Genomic DNA, 15,953 nt, shown 5'->3' on the forward strand with positions numbered 1-15,953 from the left:
TTAGGCTCGGGGCGTCGCCGTCTCGTCACCTCACGTCGAGGAGCTCGCCCTGAACACCCTGCCCGCCGCAGTCCTGTGGGACATGGACGGCACCGTCGTCGACACCGAGCCGTACTGGATCGCCGCCGAGCACGAGCTGGTCGCGGAGCACGGCGGACGCTGGTCGCACGAGCAGGCCCTCGACCTCGTGGGGAACTCGCTGCCCGACTCGGCGCGCATCCTCCAGGCGGCGGGCGTGCGGCTCGGCGTGGAGGAGATCGTCGACCGGCTGCTGGACGCCGTCGTCGACGCCGTCCAGCGGCACGTGCCGTGGCAGCCCGGGGCGCTCGAGCTGCTGGCCGCGCTCACCGAGGCGGGCGTCCCGTGCGCGCTGGTGACGATGTCGTACCGGCGGCTGGCATCCGTCGTCGCCGAGCGGGCGGGCGGGGCGTTGCAGGTCGTGGTGGCGGGGGACGACGTGGCCCAGGGCAAGCCGCACCCGGAGGCCTACCTGAGGGCGGCCGAGCTGCTGGGGGTCCGGGCCGAGCAGTGCGTCGCCATCGAGGACTCGCCCCCGGGCATCGCCTCCGCGCGCGCCGCGGGCGCTCGCGTCCTGGGCGTCGAGGCCATGGTGCCGGTGCCTCGCGAACCCGGGTTGAGCCGTACGACGTCGCTCACGCACGTGGGGCTGGCCGAGATTGCCGGCATCCACGCCGGGGCGGTGCTCGACCTCAGCTGACGCCCAGCCGTTCGGCGGCGAGCGCGGGGTCGAACGCGGGCGGCGTCCCCCCGAACTCGGGGCACACCGCCTGGTGCGCGCACCAGCCGCACAGCGCCGAGCGGCGTGCCCGGAACTCTCCCGCGTGCGCTGCGGCGCCGATGGCCGACCACAGGGCACGCACCTTCTGCTCCGTGGCCTCCAGTTCGCGTTCGCGCGGCTCGGCCCGCAGCACCTGTCCGTCGCCGAGGTAGACGAGCTGGAGCATCTTCGGCAGCACGCCTCGCTCGCGCCACAGCACCAGCCCGTAGAAGCGCATCTGGAACAGCGCCGACGCCTCGTAGCCGGGGCGGGGCGAACGGCCCGTCTTGTAGTCGACGACGCGCAGCGCGCCGTCGGGAGCGACGTCGAGCCGGTCGACGATGCCACGCAGCATCGGGCCGCCGTCGGCGAGCCGGTGCTCGACGCGCAGCTCGCGCGCCTCCGGTTGGAGCCGGTTCGGGTCCTCGAGCGTGAAGTAGGTGCCGAGCAGGCGGCCTGCGCCGGAGAGCCATTCCTGCACGCCCGCGTCGTCGTCGGGGCGAAGAGGCCGGCGTAGCGCGGCTCGGCCTCCAGCAACCGGTCCCACTCGGTGGGCAGCAGCTCGAGCGCCGCGTCGCGCGTGCGCTGCCCCAGGGGTGCGTCGTAGAGCCGCTCGAGCACGGCGTGCACGAGCGTGCCGCGGGCCGCGGCCGACGACGGCGGCTCGGGCAGCCGGTCGACCACGCGGTAGCGGAACAGCAGCGGGCACTGCATGAAGTCGTTGGCGCGCGACGGAGACAGTGCAGGCACTCGCGGCGGATCCAGGACCGGCACCGGGGGCGTGGGCAGCGTCATGGCGCCCACAGTAGGCGCGGATGCCGACAGGACCGTGCGGTCGTGCACAGCGCGTCCCGTTACGCTGCGCCAGTGGCTTCCAAGCAACCCCGCAGTCGCGGCTGGGTGATCGGCCGGCTCGCCGGCGCACCGGTGGTCGTGACGCCGTCGTGGTTCGTGGCCGCGGCGGTGCTCACGTTCTTCTTCGCCCCGGCCGTGCGCAGCCGTGCACCGCAGCTGGGCGGCGGCGGGGTCACGCTCGTCGCCTTCTCGTTCGTGCTGCTGCTGTTCGTGAGCGTGCTGCTGCACGAGGCCGCGCACGCCTACGTCGCCCGCTCGCGCGGGCACCAGGTCACCGAGCTGGCGATGACGCTGTGGGGCGGTCACACCGCGTACACGGGAACCCAGCGGCACCCCTTGGACGGTGCGCTGATCGCCGTCGTCGGCCCGGCCACCAACCTCGCCCTCGCGGTGCTCGCGGCGTGGGCGGCGTGGGCCGCCGACGGCGTCGCCTTCTGGGACGTGCTGGCGGGGCCGGCCTCGGTGAGCTCGGTCGGCGTGTGGCTGATCGTCGCCGCGGGGTTCTCGAACGCGTTCGTGGGGTTGTTCAACCTGCTGCCCGGCCTGCCGCTCGACGGCGGGCAGATCCTCGAGGCGCTCGTGTGGCGCGTGACGGGGTCGCGTCGCCGCGGCACGGTCGCCGCGGGATGGATCGGGCGGGTCGTGGCCGTCGGTGTGCTGGCCGCGGTGCTGGGGTGGCCCGTCCTGCACGGCAGCCTGCCGACCACGGCGAACGTGATCTGGGCGGCGATCGTCGGGGCGTTCCTGTGGCAGGGTGCGGGCGAGGCGATCCGGGGCGCCCGGCGGCGGGAGGTGGTCGACGGGCTGCTCGCGCGCTCGTTCGCGGGTGCGGCGGTCTCCGTGGTCAGCGGGTCGAGCGTCGCCGACGCCGCACGGGCCGTGGCCGGAGTCCCCGACGCCGCGCTCGTGGTGGTCGACGCCGCAGGCTCGCCGCTGGGCTGGGTCGACCCCGCGGCAGCAGCCGCCGTACCGCCGGGAGCGGCGGTCTCGACCCCCGTGGACGCCGCCGTCGTACCCTTCCCGCCTGGGTCTGCTGTCGAGGAGTCGATGGGCGGCCAAGAGCTGCTCGAGCACCTGGCTGCGACGTCTGCGGGGGCGCGCTTCGTGCCCGTCGTCCTGCGCGGGAGCGTCACGGGCGTGCTCGACGTCGCGCGCGTCGCGGCGGCCCTGCGGCCGCGCTGAGCCGCGCCCCGCGGGTTCGGTGGCGGCGGTCGGCCGGTAGGCTCGACCGCCGTGACCTTCACTCCTGCCGGCGAGCCCACCGGAGCGGCCCTGCGCCGCGGCCCTCTGCGTGAGGGCGACAAGGTGCAGCTGACCGACCCGCGCGGCCGCATGCACACGATCGTCCTCAAGCCGGGCGGCACCTTCCACACCCACAAGGGGTTCTTCCGCCACGAGGAGCTCATCGGCCGCCCCGAGGGCTGGGTCGTGTCGAACACCGCAGGCGTCGAGTACCTTGCCCTGCGCCCGCTGCTGAGCGACTACGTGCTGTCGATGCCGCGCGGGGCGGCCGTCGTCTACCCCAAGGACGCCGGGCAGATCGTCCAGATGGCCGACATCTTCCCGGGCGCCGTGGTCGTCGAGGCCGGCGTCGGGTCGGGCGCGCTGACCATGTCGCTGCTGCGGGCGGTCGGCGACGGCGGGACGCTCCACTCGATCGAGCGCCGCGAGGACTTCGCGGCGGTCGCCCGCGGGAACGTCGAGGCGTTCTTCGGGGCCGCGCACCCCGCCTGGCACCTGCACCTGGGCGACTTCGCCGACGTCGTCGGCCAGGTGGCGCAGCCGGGCACGGTCGACCGCGTGGTCCTCGACATGCTCGCGCCGTGGGAGAACCTCGACGCCGCGGCGTCGGCGCTCGTGCCCGGGGGCGTGTTCCTCGCCTACGTGGCGACGACGACGCAGCTGTCGCGCCTGGCGGAGGACCTGCGCGCCGACGGCCGGTTCGCCGAGCCCGCCGCGTGGGAGTCGATGGTGCGCGGCTGGCACCTGGAGGGGCTCGCGGTCCGCCCGCAGCACCGCATGATCGGCCACACCGGCTTCCTGCTGACGGCCCGCCGCCTCGCCGACGGCGTCGTGCCGCCCGAGCGCAAGCGCCGGCCCGCCAAGGGAAGCTACCCGGCCGCCGAGGCCGAGTGGAGCGAGGAGGACCTCGGCGAGCGGCCGGTCTCGGACAAGAAGGTGCGCAAGGTCGTGCGCGGGTTCGAGGCGGGCGAGCAGTCCACGATCTGAACGGTCTCTTCGGCGCTGGGCGAAACGCGCGGGTCCTCCTACCTGCGTGTCGGCGTTCGTGCGTAGTGTGCTGTCTCCGGGGGGTCGGTCCTCCCGGGCCTGCACGAGAGGGGACCACCATGACGGACAACCCCGGGGCCAGCCCCGCCATCTCTCGAGACGCCCAGCTCGCCCTGCTCGCCGCCAAGAACGAGCGCCTGGCCGAGGCGCTGCGCGCCTCGCGCGACCAGATCGTGGAGCTGCGCAAGCAGATCGACGAGCTCGCCAAACCTCCGGGTACCTACGCCGTCTTCCTCGCCGCGCACGACGACGGGACGGTCGACATCTCCTCGGCGGGCCGCAAGATGCACGTAGGGGCCAGCCCGAGCCTCGACGTGACGACCCTGCTGCCCGGGCAGGAGGTCAAGCTCAACGAGGCCATGACGGTCGTCGAGGCCGGGGGGTTCGAGCGCGTCGGCGAGCTCGTCACGGTCAAGGAGGTGCTGGACGACGAGCGCGTGCTCGTCGTCGGGCGTGCCGACGAGGAGCGTGTCGTGCGCCTCGCCGGGCCCGTGCGGGAGCACCCGCTGCGTGTCGGCGACTCGCTGACGGTCGACGTGCGCTCGGGCTTCGTGTTCGAGATCGTGCCCAAGTCCGAGGTCGAGGAGCTCGTCCTCGAGGAGGTCCCGGACATCTCCTACGAGGACATCGGCGGCCTGGGGCGGCAGATCGAGGCGATCCGCGACGCCGTCGAGCTGCCGTTCGCCCACCCCGACCTGTTCCGGGAGCACGGCCTGCGCCCGCCCAAGGGCGTGCTGCTGTACGGGCCGCCGGGGTGCGGCAAGACGCTCATCGCCAAGGCCGTCGCGGCTTCGCTCGCGACCATGGTCAACGGCGGTCAGGGCGACCCGGGCGTGCGGTCGTTCTTCCTCAACGTCAAGGGTCCCGAGCTGCTCAACAAGTACGTCGGCGAGACGGAGCGGCACATCCGGCTGATCTTCGCCCGCGCCCGCGAGAAGGCCACCCAGGGCATGCCCGTGGTCGTGTTCTTCGACGAGATGGAGTCGCTGTTCCGCACGCGCGGCACCGGCCTGTCCTCCGACGTCGAGACGACGATCGTGCCGCAGCTGCTGGCCGAGATCGATGGCGTCGAGCGGCTCGACAACGTCATCGTCATCGGCGCCTCCAACCGGGAGGACATGATCGACCCGGCGATCCTGCGCCCGGGACGCCTCGACGTGAAGATCAAGATCGAGCGGCCCGACGCCGAGGGCGCGCTGGAGATCTTCGGCAAGTACCTCACGGCGGACCTGCCGATCCACTCCGACGACCTGGCCGAGCACGGCGGGGACCGGGCGGGCACGGTGTCGTCCATGATCCATTCGGTGGTCGAGCGCATGTACGCCGAGGACGAGGACAACCAGTTCCTGGAGGTCACCTACGCGTCGGGCGACAAGGAGATCCTGTACTTCAAGGACTTCAACTCGGGCGCGATGATCCAGAACGTCGTCGACCGGGCCAAGAAGATGGCCATCAAGGACTTCCTGTCGACGGGACAGCGCGGCATCCGGGTGGACCACCTGCTCGCCGCCTGCGTCGACGAGTTCAAGGAGAACGAGGACCTGCCCAACACCACCAACCCCGACGACTGGGCGCGCATCAGCGGCAAGAAGGGCGAGCGGATCGTCTTCATCCGTTCGATCGTTCAGAAGAAGGGCGAGACGGGTGCACCGCGCTCGATCGAGCAGGTCACGAGCACCGGGCAGTACCTGTGACGCAGCACATGGGACACCGTGCGCCGCTGCGGCGCGTCATGGGCATCGAGACCGAGTACGGCGTGCTCGCCCCCGGGCGCCCCGCCGCGAACCCGATGCTCCTGTCGAGCCAGGTGGTCACCACCTACCGCGCCCTCGTCGCGCGGGCCGGGGCACGCCCGGCGGCGCGCTGGGACTACGACGACGAGGACCCGCTCGCGGACGCGCGCGGGTTCCATCTCCCGCGCGCCGCCGCCCATCCGTCGCAGCTCACCGACGACCCGTCGCGTCCCGCCCCGGCGGGCCCGCTGCCGGCGGCGCGCGTCGCGGGCCCGGGCGCGGGCCCGGCCGACGAGCCCGAGGACCCGTCGGCCGCCAACTGCATCCTCACCAACGGTGCGCGACTGTACGTCGACCACGCGCACCCGGAGTACTCGTCGCCCGAGGTGACCGGCCCCCGCGACGCGGTGCTGTGGGACGTCGCGGGTGAGCGGGTCATGCTCGCGGCGTCGCGCGAGCTGGCCGCGCTGCCCGGCGCCGCCGGCCATGGCGTCGTCCTGTACAAGAACAACGTCGACGGCAAGGGCGCGAGCTACGGCACCCACGAGAACTACCTCGTGGACCGTGCGCTGCCGTTCGGCGTGCTGGCGGACCTGCTCACCGCGTTCCTCGTGACCAGGCAGGTGTTCTCTGGCTCCGGGCGGGTCGGTGTCGGGCCGACGGGGGACACGCCGGGGTTCCAGATGTCGCAGCGTGCCGACTACATCGAGGCCGAGGTGGGCCTGGAGACGACGCTGCGGCGGCCGATCGTCAACACGCGAGACGAGCCGCACGCCGACCGCACCCGGTGGCGTCGCCTGCACCTGATCCTCGGCGACGCCAACCTGTTCGAGGTGGCCACCTACCTCAAGCTCGGTACCACGTCGCTGGTGCTGTGGGTGCTCGAGCACCTCGACGACCTGGCCGACGCCGGTGTCCCGGCCCGCGCCGCGCTCGCCGCCCTCCGGCTGGCCGACCCGGTCGCGGACGTCCAGCGGGTGTCCCGCGACCTCGACCTGGACTCGAAGCTCGACCTCGCGGACGGACGCACCATGACGGCCCTCGAGGTGCAGGGCGCCTACGCCGACGTCGTCGGGCAGGCGCTGCTCGCGATCGGGCCCGAGCCTGAGGCCGACGTCGAGACGCACCGGGTGCTCGACCGGTGGCGGTCGCTGCTGGCACGGCTCGACACGGCGCCGGAGTCGTGCGCGCGCGAGGTCGAGTGGATCGCCAAGCGCCGTCTGCTCGAGGGTCTGCGCCGCAGGGACGGTCTCGACTGGGACCACCCGCGCCTGCATGCCCTCGACCTGCAGTGGTCGGACGTGCGCCCCGAGCGCAGCATCTACCACCGCCTGCTCGCGGCCGGGGCGGTCGAACGCCTGGTCGACGAACGGGCCGTCGCGGACGCCGTGCACCACCCGCCGACGGACACGCGCGCGTACTTCCGCGGCGAGGTCATGGCCCGCTACGCCGACCAGGTGTCGGCCGCGAGCTGGGACTCGGTCATCTTCGACGTGCGGGGGGCCGCCGCGCTCCAGCGCGTGCCGATGCTCGACCCCCTGCGCGGGACGCGAGCACACATCGGGCAGCTCCTGGACGACTGCGCCGACGCGGCAGCCCTGCTGAGGGGCCTGCGCGGCGGCGACACGGCATAGGGTGACGGGTAGAGCACGACCTCGCACAGGGAGGCAGTCATGGCAGGTCAGGAACGCATCACTCCGCATCACGAGGACCGCACGCCCGACGACGAGACGCCGGAGCCGGCGGCGCCCGCGGCGGGCGCTGCACAGGACCGTGATGCCGAGGTCGACGCGCTGCTCGACGAGATCGACGACGTGCTCGAGACGAACGCCGAGCAGTTCGTCCGCGGGTTCGTCCAGAAGGGTGGTCAGTGAAGCAGCCGGGGCGGCTCGGGGACGCGTTCTTGCGCCCCGGGTCGTCGTCGTTCCTCGACTTCCTCGGTGAGCAGGCGCCCGAGCTGCTTCCGGGCCGTGCCGATGCCGTCGTCCCCGGTGGCGCCGGGCTCGCGCCTCACGCCACGACGATCGTCGCGCTCGTGTTCGCCGACGGCGTCGTCATGGCCGGTGACCGCCGTGCCACGGCGGGCACGATGATCGCGAGCCGAGAGATCGAGAAGGTGTTCCCGGCCGACGAGTACTCGGCCATCGGGATCTCGGGCTCGGCCGGGATCGGCGTCGACCTGGCCCGGCTGTTCCAGCTCGAGCTGGAGCACTACGAGAAGATCGAGGGGTCGCTGCTCTCGCTCGACGGCAAGGCCAACCGGCTCGGCACGCTGCTGCGCGGGCACCTGCCGCTGGCGTTGCAGGGCCTGGTCGTCGTGCCCCTTTTCGCGGGGTACGACCTGGACCGCGAGGTCGGGCGGATCTTCTCCTACGACCCGACGGGTGGGCGCTACGAGGAGCACGAGCACCACGGCACGGGTTCGGGATCGGTGTTCGCGCGCGGCGCTCTCAAGAAGCTGTGGCGTCCCGGGCTGGATGCGGCCGACGCGGTGCGCGTCGCGGTCGAGTCGCTCTACGACGCCGCCGACGACGACTCGGCGACGGGCGGCCCCGACCCGGTCCGGCGGATCTGGCCTGTGGTCGCGACCGTGACCGCGCAGGGTTACCGGCGGGTGCCGGACCAGGAGCTGGAGGCCGTGGTCGAGACGCTCGTCGCGACCCGGCGTGCCGGGGGTCGGCAGGCATGAGCGCCGCCCGCACCGTTCGCGACCGCAAGGGGGCCCCCGAATGACCATGCCGTTCTACGTCTCGCCCGAACAGCTCATGAAGGACCGGGCGGATTTCGCGCGCAAGGGCATCGCGCGCGGACGTTCGGTCGTCGTGCTGGCCTACGACGGCGGCATCCTGTTCGCGACCGAGAACCCTCCCGTGCGCTGCACAAGATCTCGGAGATCTACGACCGCATCGCTTTCGCCGCGGTCGGCAAGTACAACGAGTTCGAGAACCTGCGCGTCGCCGGCGTGCGGTACGCGGACCTGCGCGGGTACTCCTACGACCGCAAGGACGTGACGGCGCGGGCCTGGCCAACGCGTACGCACAGACGCTCGGCACGGTGTTCACCACGGAGTCCAAACCCCTCGAGGTCGAGCTCGTGGTGGCCGAGGTGGGCGCCGACGCGGACGCGGACCAGGTGTACCGGTTGTCGTACGACGGTTCGGTGGCCGACGAGCGTGGGCACGTCGTCATGGGCGGCCAGGCCGAAGCGCTCGGCGCGCGGCTCGCCGAGGGCTGGAGCGAGGGCCTGGGGCTCACGCCTGCGCTGCGGCTGGCCACGACGACGCTCGGCGGGGTCGGCACCGACGGGTCGCTGCTGAGCGTGGGGTCCGAGCGCACGATCGAGCCCGCCCAGCTCGAGGTCGCCCTGCTCGACCGCGAGCGCCCGAGGCGTGCCTTCCGCCGCCTCCAGGGTGCGGCGCTGGCCGAGGCGCTGACCGAGGCGCTGAGCTGATGGACCGCCGGATCCTCGGCCTGGAGACGGAGTACGGCGTCACGTGCGCTGCACCGGACGGGCGCGGGCTGTCCGCGGACGAGGTGGCGCGCTACCTGTTCCGCAAGGTGGTTGCGTGGGGACGGTCGTCCAACGTCTTCCTGCGCAACGGTTCGCGGCTGTACCTCGACGTGGGCTCCCACCCGGAGTACGCGACGGCCGAGTGCGACGACGTGCGTCAGCTCGTCACCTACGACAAGGGCGGCGAGCGCATCCTCGAGGGCCTGGTAGCCGACGCGCAGCAGCGGCTGGAGCACGAGGGCCTTCCGGGCACCGTGCACCTGTTCAAGAACAACACCGACTCGGCGGGCAACTCCTACGGCTGCCACGAGAACTACCTCGTGCGTCGGCAGGGCGACTTCTCGCGGCTGTCGGAGATCCTCGTGCCGTTCCTCATCACGCGGCAGGTCCTGGTCGGTGCGGGCAAGGTGCTCGCGACGCCGCGCGGCGCGGTCTACTGCCTGTCGCAGCGCGCCGACCACATCTGGGAGGCCGTCTCGTCCGCGACGACCCGTAGCCGGCCCATCATCAACACCCGCGACGAGCCGCACGCCGACGCCGAGTTCTACCGGCGGCTGCACGTGATCGTCGGCGACTCGTCGATGGCCGAGCCGACGACGATGCTCAAGACCGGGGCCACCGACCTGGTGCTGCGCCTGGTCGAGGCGGGTGTGCCGATGCGCGACCTGACGCTGGAGAGCCCGATCCGGGCGATCCGCGAGATCAGCCACGACCGCACGGGCCGTCACCAGGTCCAGCTCGCGGACGGTCGCTCGATGAGCGCGGTCGACATCCAGGCCGAGTACTACCAGCGGGTGCGCGGCTATGTGGACGCCCACCTCGACCCGTCGCCCACGACGAAGGCCGTGCTCGACCTGTGGGAGCGCGGCTTGCGCGCCCTGGAGTCGGGTGACCTCACGCTGGTCGAGCGCGAGCTCGACTGGGTCATCAAGCTGCGGCTCATCGAGCGCTACCAGGCGAAGCACGGGGTGTCCCTCGACGACCCGCGCATCGCGCGGCTCGACCTGGCGTATCACGACATCTCTCGCACCGAGGGCCTGTACAACCTGCTCGCGGCGCGCGGCCTGGTCGAGCGTGTCACCACCGACCTGGAGATCCTGGAGTCGACGGCGGTGCCTCCGCCCACGACCCGCGCCCGGTTGCGCGGTGAGTTCGTCCGTGCGGCGCAGGAGGCGCGACGCGACTACACCGTCGACTGGGTCCACCTGAAGCTCAATGACCAGGCACAACGCACCGTGCTGTGCAAGGACCCGTTCCGGTCGGTCGACGAACGCGTGGACAGGCTGATCGAGTCGATGTGAGTGCGTGGTCGGCCGGTGTGGTTCACTCGTCGCCGTGCCTGGCCGTTCTCGCTCCGCCCTGCTCGTCCTGGTGACCGCCCTCGTGCTCGCCCTGGCCGGGTGCGGGGCGCACGGGTCGTCGTCGGTTCCGCAGGCGAGCGTCGAGGTCACCGGCGACGCGGGTCAGGAGCCTGCGCTGCGGTACGACAAGCCGCTGACGATCACCGAACCGGGCGTTCGCATGGTCTGGCCCGGGACGGGCACCGCCCTCGCGGAGGGCGGGCCGGTGATGCTCAACCTCTACGCGCAGGACGGACGTGACGGCTCGGTCCTGCAGACGACGTTCGTGGACGCCCCGGCATGGCACACGATGAGCGTCGCGTCGCTCGGGGACCACCTGCACGCGGCTCTCCAGGGCCAGCGCGTCGGCGCGCGCCTGCTGTACCTGGAGCAGCAGGGCGAGGTCCCGCTGGTGCTCGTCATCGACATCCTGCCCACGCGTGCCTCGGGCGACGCCGTTCAGCCCGCGTCAGGCCTGCCCACGGTCACGCTGGGTGCCGACGGTGCCCCGACGGTCACGGTGCCTCCCGGCATCGACCCGCCGTCGGATCTGGTGGTGCAGCCGCTCGTGCGCGGGACCGGCCCCCAGGTCGAGACCGGCGAGGTCGTCACCGTGCGCTTCACGGGCGTGCTGTGGAGCGACGGCAGCGTCTTCGACACCACGTGGGACAACCCCGACGGCCCCGAGGCGGTGCAGTCGGTCATGGTCGGGATCGGCCAGGTCGTGGACGGCCTCGACCAGGGGCTCGTCGAGCAGACGGTCGGCTCGCAGGTCATGATCGTGGTGCCGCCGTCGCTCGGCTACGGTGGGACGTCCGACCCCCGCGCCGACCAGACGCTGGTGTACGTCGTCGACATCCTCGACGCCCACTTTCAGGTGAACGACGAGGCAGCAACCGAAGGAGCCCCGTGACCGTCTCCGTCCGTGTCATCCCGTGCCTCGACGTCGACGCCGGGCGCGTCGTCAAGGGCGTGAACTTCCAGGGCCTGCGGGACGCCGGCGACCCGGTCGAGCTGGCCGGGCGCTATGACGCCGAGGGCGCCGACGAGCTCACGTTCCTCGACGTCTCCGCTTCCTCCGGCGGCCGCGAGACCATGGTCGACGTCGTGCGCCGCACCGCCGAGCAGGTCTTCGTCCCGCTGACCGTGGGCGGGGGGGTGCGCAGCACCGACGACGTCGACCGGCTGCTGCGCGCGGGTGCCGACAAGGTGGGTGTCAACACCGCGGCCATCGCCCGCCCCGAGCTGGTCGCGGAGATCGCCGACCGGTTCGGTTCGCAGGTGCTGGTGCTGTCGGTCGATGCGCGCCGCGTCACGGGCGACGTGCGCACCGAGTCCGGCTACGAGGTCACGACGCACGGGGGCGGCGCGGCACGGGCATCGACGCGGTCGAGTGGGCCGAGCGTGCGGCCGGCCTGGGCGCGGGGGAGATCCTGCTCAACTCGATGGACGCAGACGGCACCAAGGACGGGTTCGACCTGGAGATGCTGGGTGCGGTGCGTGAGCGCGTGCAGGTTCCGCTCATCGCCTCGGGCGGCGCGGGCAGGCCGGAGGACTTCGTCGCGGCCGCGCTGGCCGGGGCCGACGCCGTGCTCGCGGCGAGCGTGTTCCACTTCGGGCAGCTCACCGTCGGCCAGGTCAAGGCCGCGCTGGCCGCCGCGGGCCTCGAGGTGCGCTGACACCCGTGGGAGGCTGGCCCCCGTGGGAGACCCGACCGTCGCGCTGACCGGATCGCGGCCGCGCCGATCGGTCCAGCTCGTCTGGCGCGGCATGGCGGCGTCCCCTCGCACGTACGTGCTCGCCGTCACCGCCTCGGCGCTGTTCGGCGCCGCGACCGTGGGCGTGAGCCGCGCGGTCGGCTGGGCCACCGACGCCGTCGTCGTCCCCGCCATCGCCGGCGACGCTGCGGCGCGCGGGCGCATCTGGCAGGCCGGCCTCGTGCTCGTCGCCGTCGCGGTGTGCCTGACCGTGGGTGTGTGGGGTCGTCGCGTCTGGGCGGGCTGGGGCTTCGTCGACGTCGGCGCGACGCACCGCCGCCGCCTGGCGGACGCCTACCTGCGCCTGCCGTTGTCGTGGCACCGCGCGCACCCCGCCGGCCAGCTCCTGGCGCACGCCAGCTCCGACGTGGACGCCGCCACGGGCGTGTTCAACCCGCTGCCGTTCGCGCTCGGCGTCGTCGTGATGATCGTGGTGGCGGCCGTCATGCTGCTGCTCGTCGACCCGTGGCTGGCCGCCGCGGCGCTGCTCGTCATCCCGCTGACGATCGCCGCGAACGTCGTGTTCCAGCGGCACATGACACCGGCGGTCATGCGCGCGCAGCGCCTGCGCGCCGAGGTCGCCGACGTCGCGCACGAGTCGTTCGAGGCCGCGCTGCTGGTCAAGTCGCTCGGCACCGCCGACCGCGAGGAGGCCCGGTTCGCGGAGCGCGCCGACGACCTGCGCGCCGCCAACGCGCGCGTCGGCGCCGTGCGTGCCGTCTTCGACCCGGTCGTCGACCTGCTGCCGGGCCTGGGCACGCTGCTCGTGCTCGCGGTGGGCGCGTGGCGGGCCGGGTACGGCGCGGTCGGCGCGGGCGACGTCGTCTCCGCCGGATACCTGCTCACGGTCATGGCGGTGCCGGTGCGCGCGTTCGGATGGGTGCTGGGCGAGCTGCCGCGCGCGCTGGTCGGCTACGAGCGCATCGCCGCCGTCGTGGACCGGCGCGAGTCGCTCGCCCCGGGCACGGCGACGCTGCCGCGCGACGCGCGCGGCCTGGCCGTGCGGTTCGACGGGGTCGGGCTCGACGTGCGCGGCTTCGGGGGCTCCGCCGTCACGCTGCTCGACGGCGTCACGCTCGACGTCCCGGCGGGGGCGACGGTCGCGGTCGTCGGCGCGACGGGCGCGGGGAAGACGACGCTGGTCTCGCTGCTGGCCCGGCTGTCCGACCCGACGCGCGGGGCCGTGCTGCTCGACGGCGTCGACGTGCGGGACCTCGCGGCGGGCGAGCAGTCTGCCCAGGTGGCGCTCGTCGCGCAGGCCACCTTCGTCTTCGAGGACACGGTGCGCGGCAACGTCACGCTCGCCGACGCGGGGCAGTCTCCGTATGGGGACGACGAGGTGTGGCAGGCGCTGCGCCTGGCCCGGCTCGACGAGGTCGTCGCCGCGCTGCCGGGCCGCCTCGACGCACCGCTCGGCGAGCGCGGCGCGAACCTGTCGGGCGGGCAGCGCCAGCGCCTGGCCATCGCCCGCGCGCTCGTGCGCCGCCCGCGGCTGCTCGTGCTCGACGACGCGACGTCGGCCGTCGACCCGCGCATCGAGCAGGAGATCCTGCGCGGCTTCGCCGGCGACGTGCCGGGCGCGGGGACCACCGTGGTGATGGTCGCCTATCGGATGTCGTCGGTCGCGCTCGCCGACGTCGTCGTCCACCTCGACGCGGGCCGCGTCGTCGACGTCGGCACGCACGCCGAGCTCCTCGCGCGCGACCCCGGCTACCGGCAGATCGCCACGGCGTACGAGGCCGAGGCACGACGGCGCGGCGACGAGACGCTGCGGGAGCCGGCATGAGCGCCCGCATCGCGTCCGCCTCGGACCTCGGGGTCCTGGCGACGCTGCGCCAGGGGGTGCGGATCAGCCCGCAGATCGTCCAGGGCATCGGATGGACCCTCGTGCTCGCGGTGCTCGCCGCCGGCGGCCGGGTCGTCGTGCCGCTGGCCGTGCAGGCCACCATCGACGACGGCATCCTCGCCCCCGGCGGGCCCGACGCGGGGCGTGTCGCCGTCCTCGCCGCGCTGGCCGCAGCCGCGCTGCTCGGCGCGGGCCTGTGCGCGTCGCTCGTCAACATCCGGCTCGTGCGGCGCACCGAGGCCGGGCTGGCCGCCCTGCGCGTGCGCGCGTTCCGGCACGTGCACGACCTGGCGACGCTCACGCAGAACACCGAACGGCGCGGCGCCCTCGTCTCGCGCGTGACCAGCGACGTCGACACCATCTCGCTGTTCGTCCAGTGGGGCGGCATCATGCTGCTCGTCTCGACGCTGCAGATCGCCGTCGCGACCGCGCTCATGCTCACGTTCTCCTGGCAGCTCACCCTCGTCGTCTGGGTCTGCTTCGTGCCGCTGTTCCTCGTGCTGCGGTTCGGGCAGAAGCGGGTCAACGCGCGCTACACGCGCGTGCGCGAACGCGTGGGCGGCATGCTCGGGGCGATCTCCGAGGCCATCGTCGGCGCCGAGACGGTGCGCGCCTACGGCGTCGCCGCCCGCACCGGGCGCCGCATCGAGCACGCGATCGAGACCACGCGCGTCGCCCAGGGCCGCGCCCAGCGTCTCGTGGCCACGACGTTCTCCAGCGGCACCCTCATGTCGACGCTGGCGCTCGCGGCCGTCGTCGTGGTCGGCGCGCACCTGGGCGTCGACGGAGACCTCACGGCCGGGCAGGTCGTGGCCTTCCTGTTCCTCGTGCAGCTCTTCACCGGTCCGGTGCAGCAGGCGACCGAGATCCTCAACGAGCTGCAGAACGCCGTCGCCGGGTGGCGTCGCGTGCTCGCCGTCGTCGAGACGCCCGTCGAGGTCGCGCAGTCGCCCGACGCCGTCGCCTCGCCGCGCGGACCCGCGCACGTCGCGTTGCGCGGGGTGCGGTTCGCCTACCCGGACGGACCCGAGGTGCTGCACGGCGTCGACCTGGTGCTGCCCGCGCGGGCCAAGGTCGCGGTGGTCGGGCAGACCGGCTCGGGCAAGACGACGATCGCCAAGCTGGTCACGCGGTTGATGGACCCGACGCAGGGCTCGGTGCTGCTCGACGGCGTCGACCTGCGCGACCTGACGCTCGACTCGCTGCGGGACCGGGTCGTGCTGGTGCCGCAGGAGGGCTTCCTGTTCGACGGCACGGTGCTCGACAACGCCGCCTACGGGATGCGCGGCCCCCGTCCGGCCGACGTCGAGGACCGCGTGCTCGCCGCGTTCGCGGCGCTGGGCCTGGCGGACTGGCTCGCCGACCTGCCGCAGGGCGTGCACACGTCCGTCGGCCAGCGCGGCGAGTCGCTGAGCGCGGGGGAGCGGCAGCTGGTCGCCATCGCGCGCGCCTACCTCGCCGAGCCGGACCTGCTGGTGCTCGACGAGGCGACGTCGGCCGTCGACCCGGCCACGGAGGTACGCATCGCTCGCGCGCTCGACTCGCTCAGCGCGGGCCGCTCGACCCTGACGATCGCCCACCGCCTCTCGACGGCGGAGGCCGCCGACCTCGTCGTCGTGGTCGACGACGGGCACGTGGTCGAGGTCGGCCCGCACGCACGGCTCGCGGCCGGCGAGGGCGTCTACGCGCGCATGCACGCCGCCTGGGTGGCGCAGACGCGTTGACGTCGCCTTCGGCCGTCACCCGGCCGGCGCGGGCCGCGTCGCGTGAGGGCCCGCCCGACGACGCCCTCGCCCGTAGGGCGTGGCGCGCGCCCCGAACCCGGGGCACCGCTGGTGGGGTGGC

11 protein-coding genes and 3 pseudogenes are annotated in these 15,953 nt (G+C 73.4%); 13 read left to right on the forward strand and 1 reads right to left on the reverse strand.

What is annotated here, in order from left to right:
• Nucleotides 1-82: 82 nt before the first annotated feature.
• Nucleotides 83-718, forward strand: a complete 636-nt coding sequence (locus tag ET495_RS03580) for an HAD family hydrolase (RefSeq protein ID WP_129202662.1) — start codon at nucleotides 83-85, stop codon at nucleotides 716-718.
• On the opposite strand, the pseudogene ET495_RS03585 reads toward ET495_RS03580, so the two are convergent.
• Nucleotides 711-1,573, reverse strand: a pseudogene (locus ET495_RS03585) (RecB family exonuclease). The gene ET495_RS03580 and the pseudogene ET495_RS03585 overlap by 8 nt on opposite strands.
• A gap of 72 nt (nucleotides 1,574-1,645) precedes the next feature.
• Between ET495_RS03585 and ET495_RS03590 the strand changes: the two are divergent.
• The 12 genes and pseudogenes from ET495_RS03590 to ET495_RS03645 all read left to right on the forward strand — a co-directional run bounded on the left by ET495_RS03590 (nucleotide 1,646) and on the right by ET495_RS03645 (nucleotide 15,832).
• Nucleotides 1,646-2,815, forward strand: coding sequence for a site-2 protease family protein (locus tag ET495_RS03590; protein ID WP_245993297.1), 1,170 nt, complete (start codon nucleotides 1,646-1,648; stop codon nucleotides 2,813-2,815).
• Between the two features lie 150 nt (nucleotides 2,816-2,965).
• On the forward strand, nucleotides 2,966-3,862 hold the full coding sequence (locus ET495_RS03595; RefSeq protein ID WP_245993402.1) for a tRNA (adenine-N1)-methyltransferase: 897 nt from the start codon (nucleotides 2,966-2,968) through the stop codon (nucleotides 3,860-3,862).
• A 119-nt stretch (nucleotides 3,863-3,981) separates the two neighbouring features.
• On the forward strand, nucleotides 3,982-5,616 hold the full coding sequence (gene arc, locus ET495_RS03600; protein ID WP_129202666.1) for a proteasome ATPase: 1,635 nt from the start codon (nucleotides 3,982-3,984) through the stop codon (nucleotides 5,614-5,616).
• Nucleotides 5,617-5,654: 38 nt separating this feature from the next.
• On the forward strand, nucleotides 5,655-7,289 hold the full coding sequence (gene dop, locus ET495_RS03605) for a depupylase/deamidase Dop (RefSeq protein ID WP_129205867.1): 1,635 nt from the start codon (nucleotides 5,655-5,657) through the stop codon (nucleotides 7,287-7,289).
• Between the two features lie 39 nt (nucleotides 7,290-7,328).
• A complete protein-coding gene (locus ET495_RS03610) occupies nucleotides 7,329-7,529 on the forward strand; it encodes a ubiquitin-like protein Pup (RefSeq protein WP_129202668.1) in 201 nt (66 codons plus the stop codon).
• Nucleotides 7,526-8,344, forward strand: a complete 819-nt coding sequence (gene prcB, locus ET495_RS03615) for a proteasome subunit beta (RefSeq protein ID WP_129202669.1) — start codon at nucleotides 7,526-7,528, stop codon at nucleotides 8,342-8,344. Before ET495_RS03610 ends, prcB begins: the two co-directional genes overlap by 4 nt.
• A 40-nt stretch (nucleotides 8,345-8,384) precedes the next feature.
• Nucleotides 8,385-9,105, forward strand: a pseudogene (prcA, locus tag ET495_RS03620) (proteasome subunit alpha).
• Complete coding sequence (gene pafA, locus ET495_RS03625) at nucleotides 9,105-10,466, forward strand: Pup--protein ligase (protein ID WP_129202671.1); 1,362 nt, start codon at nucleotides 9,105-9,107, stop codon at nucleotides 10,464-10,466. The pseudogene prcA and the gene pafA overlap by 1 nt, the downstream one beginning before the upstream one ends.
• A gap of 34 nt (nucleotides 10,467-10,500) precedes the next feature.
• On the forward strand, nucleotides 10,501-11,418 hold the full coding sequence (locus tag ET495_RS03630; protein WP_245993298.1) for an FKBP-type peptidyl-prolyl cis-trans isomerase: 918 nt from the start codon (nucleotides 10,501-10,503) through the stop codon (nucleotides 11,416-11,418).
• Nucleotides 11,415-12,184: pseudogene (hisF, locus tag ET495_RS03635) on the forward strand (imidazole glycerol phosphate synthase subunit HisF). Before ET495_RS03630 ends, hisF begins: the two are co-directional and overlap by 4 nt.
• 91 nt (nucleotides 12,185-12,275) lie before the next feature.
• Nucleotides 12,276-14,048, forward strand: a complete 1,773-nt coding sequence (locus tag ET495_RS03640; protein WP_129205869.1) for an ABC transporter ATP-binding protein — start codon at nucleotides 12,276-12,278, stop codon at nucleotides 14,046-14,048.
• Nucleotides 14,045-15,832: an ABC transporter ATP-binding protein gene (locus ET495_RS03645; protein ID WP_129202673.1), complete on the forward strand. Its 1,788-nt coding sequence runs from the start codon at nucleotides 14,045-14,047 to the stop codon at nucleotides 15,830-15,832. The genes ET495_RS03640 and ET495_RS03645 overlap by 4 nt, the downstream gene beginning before the upstream one ends.
• The last annotated feature ends 121 nt before the right edge of the window (nucleotides 15,833-15,953 follow it).

Origin of the sequence: Xylanimonas allomyrinae (assembly GCF_004135345.1) — a bacterium.
In the GTDB taxonomy this organism is placed as follows: domain Bacteria; phylum Actinomycetota; class Actinomycetes; order Actinomycetales; family Cellulomonadaceae; genus Xylanimonas; species Xylanimonas allomyrinae.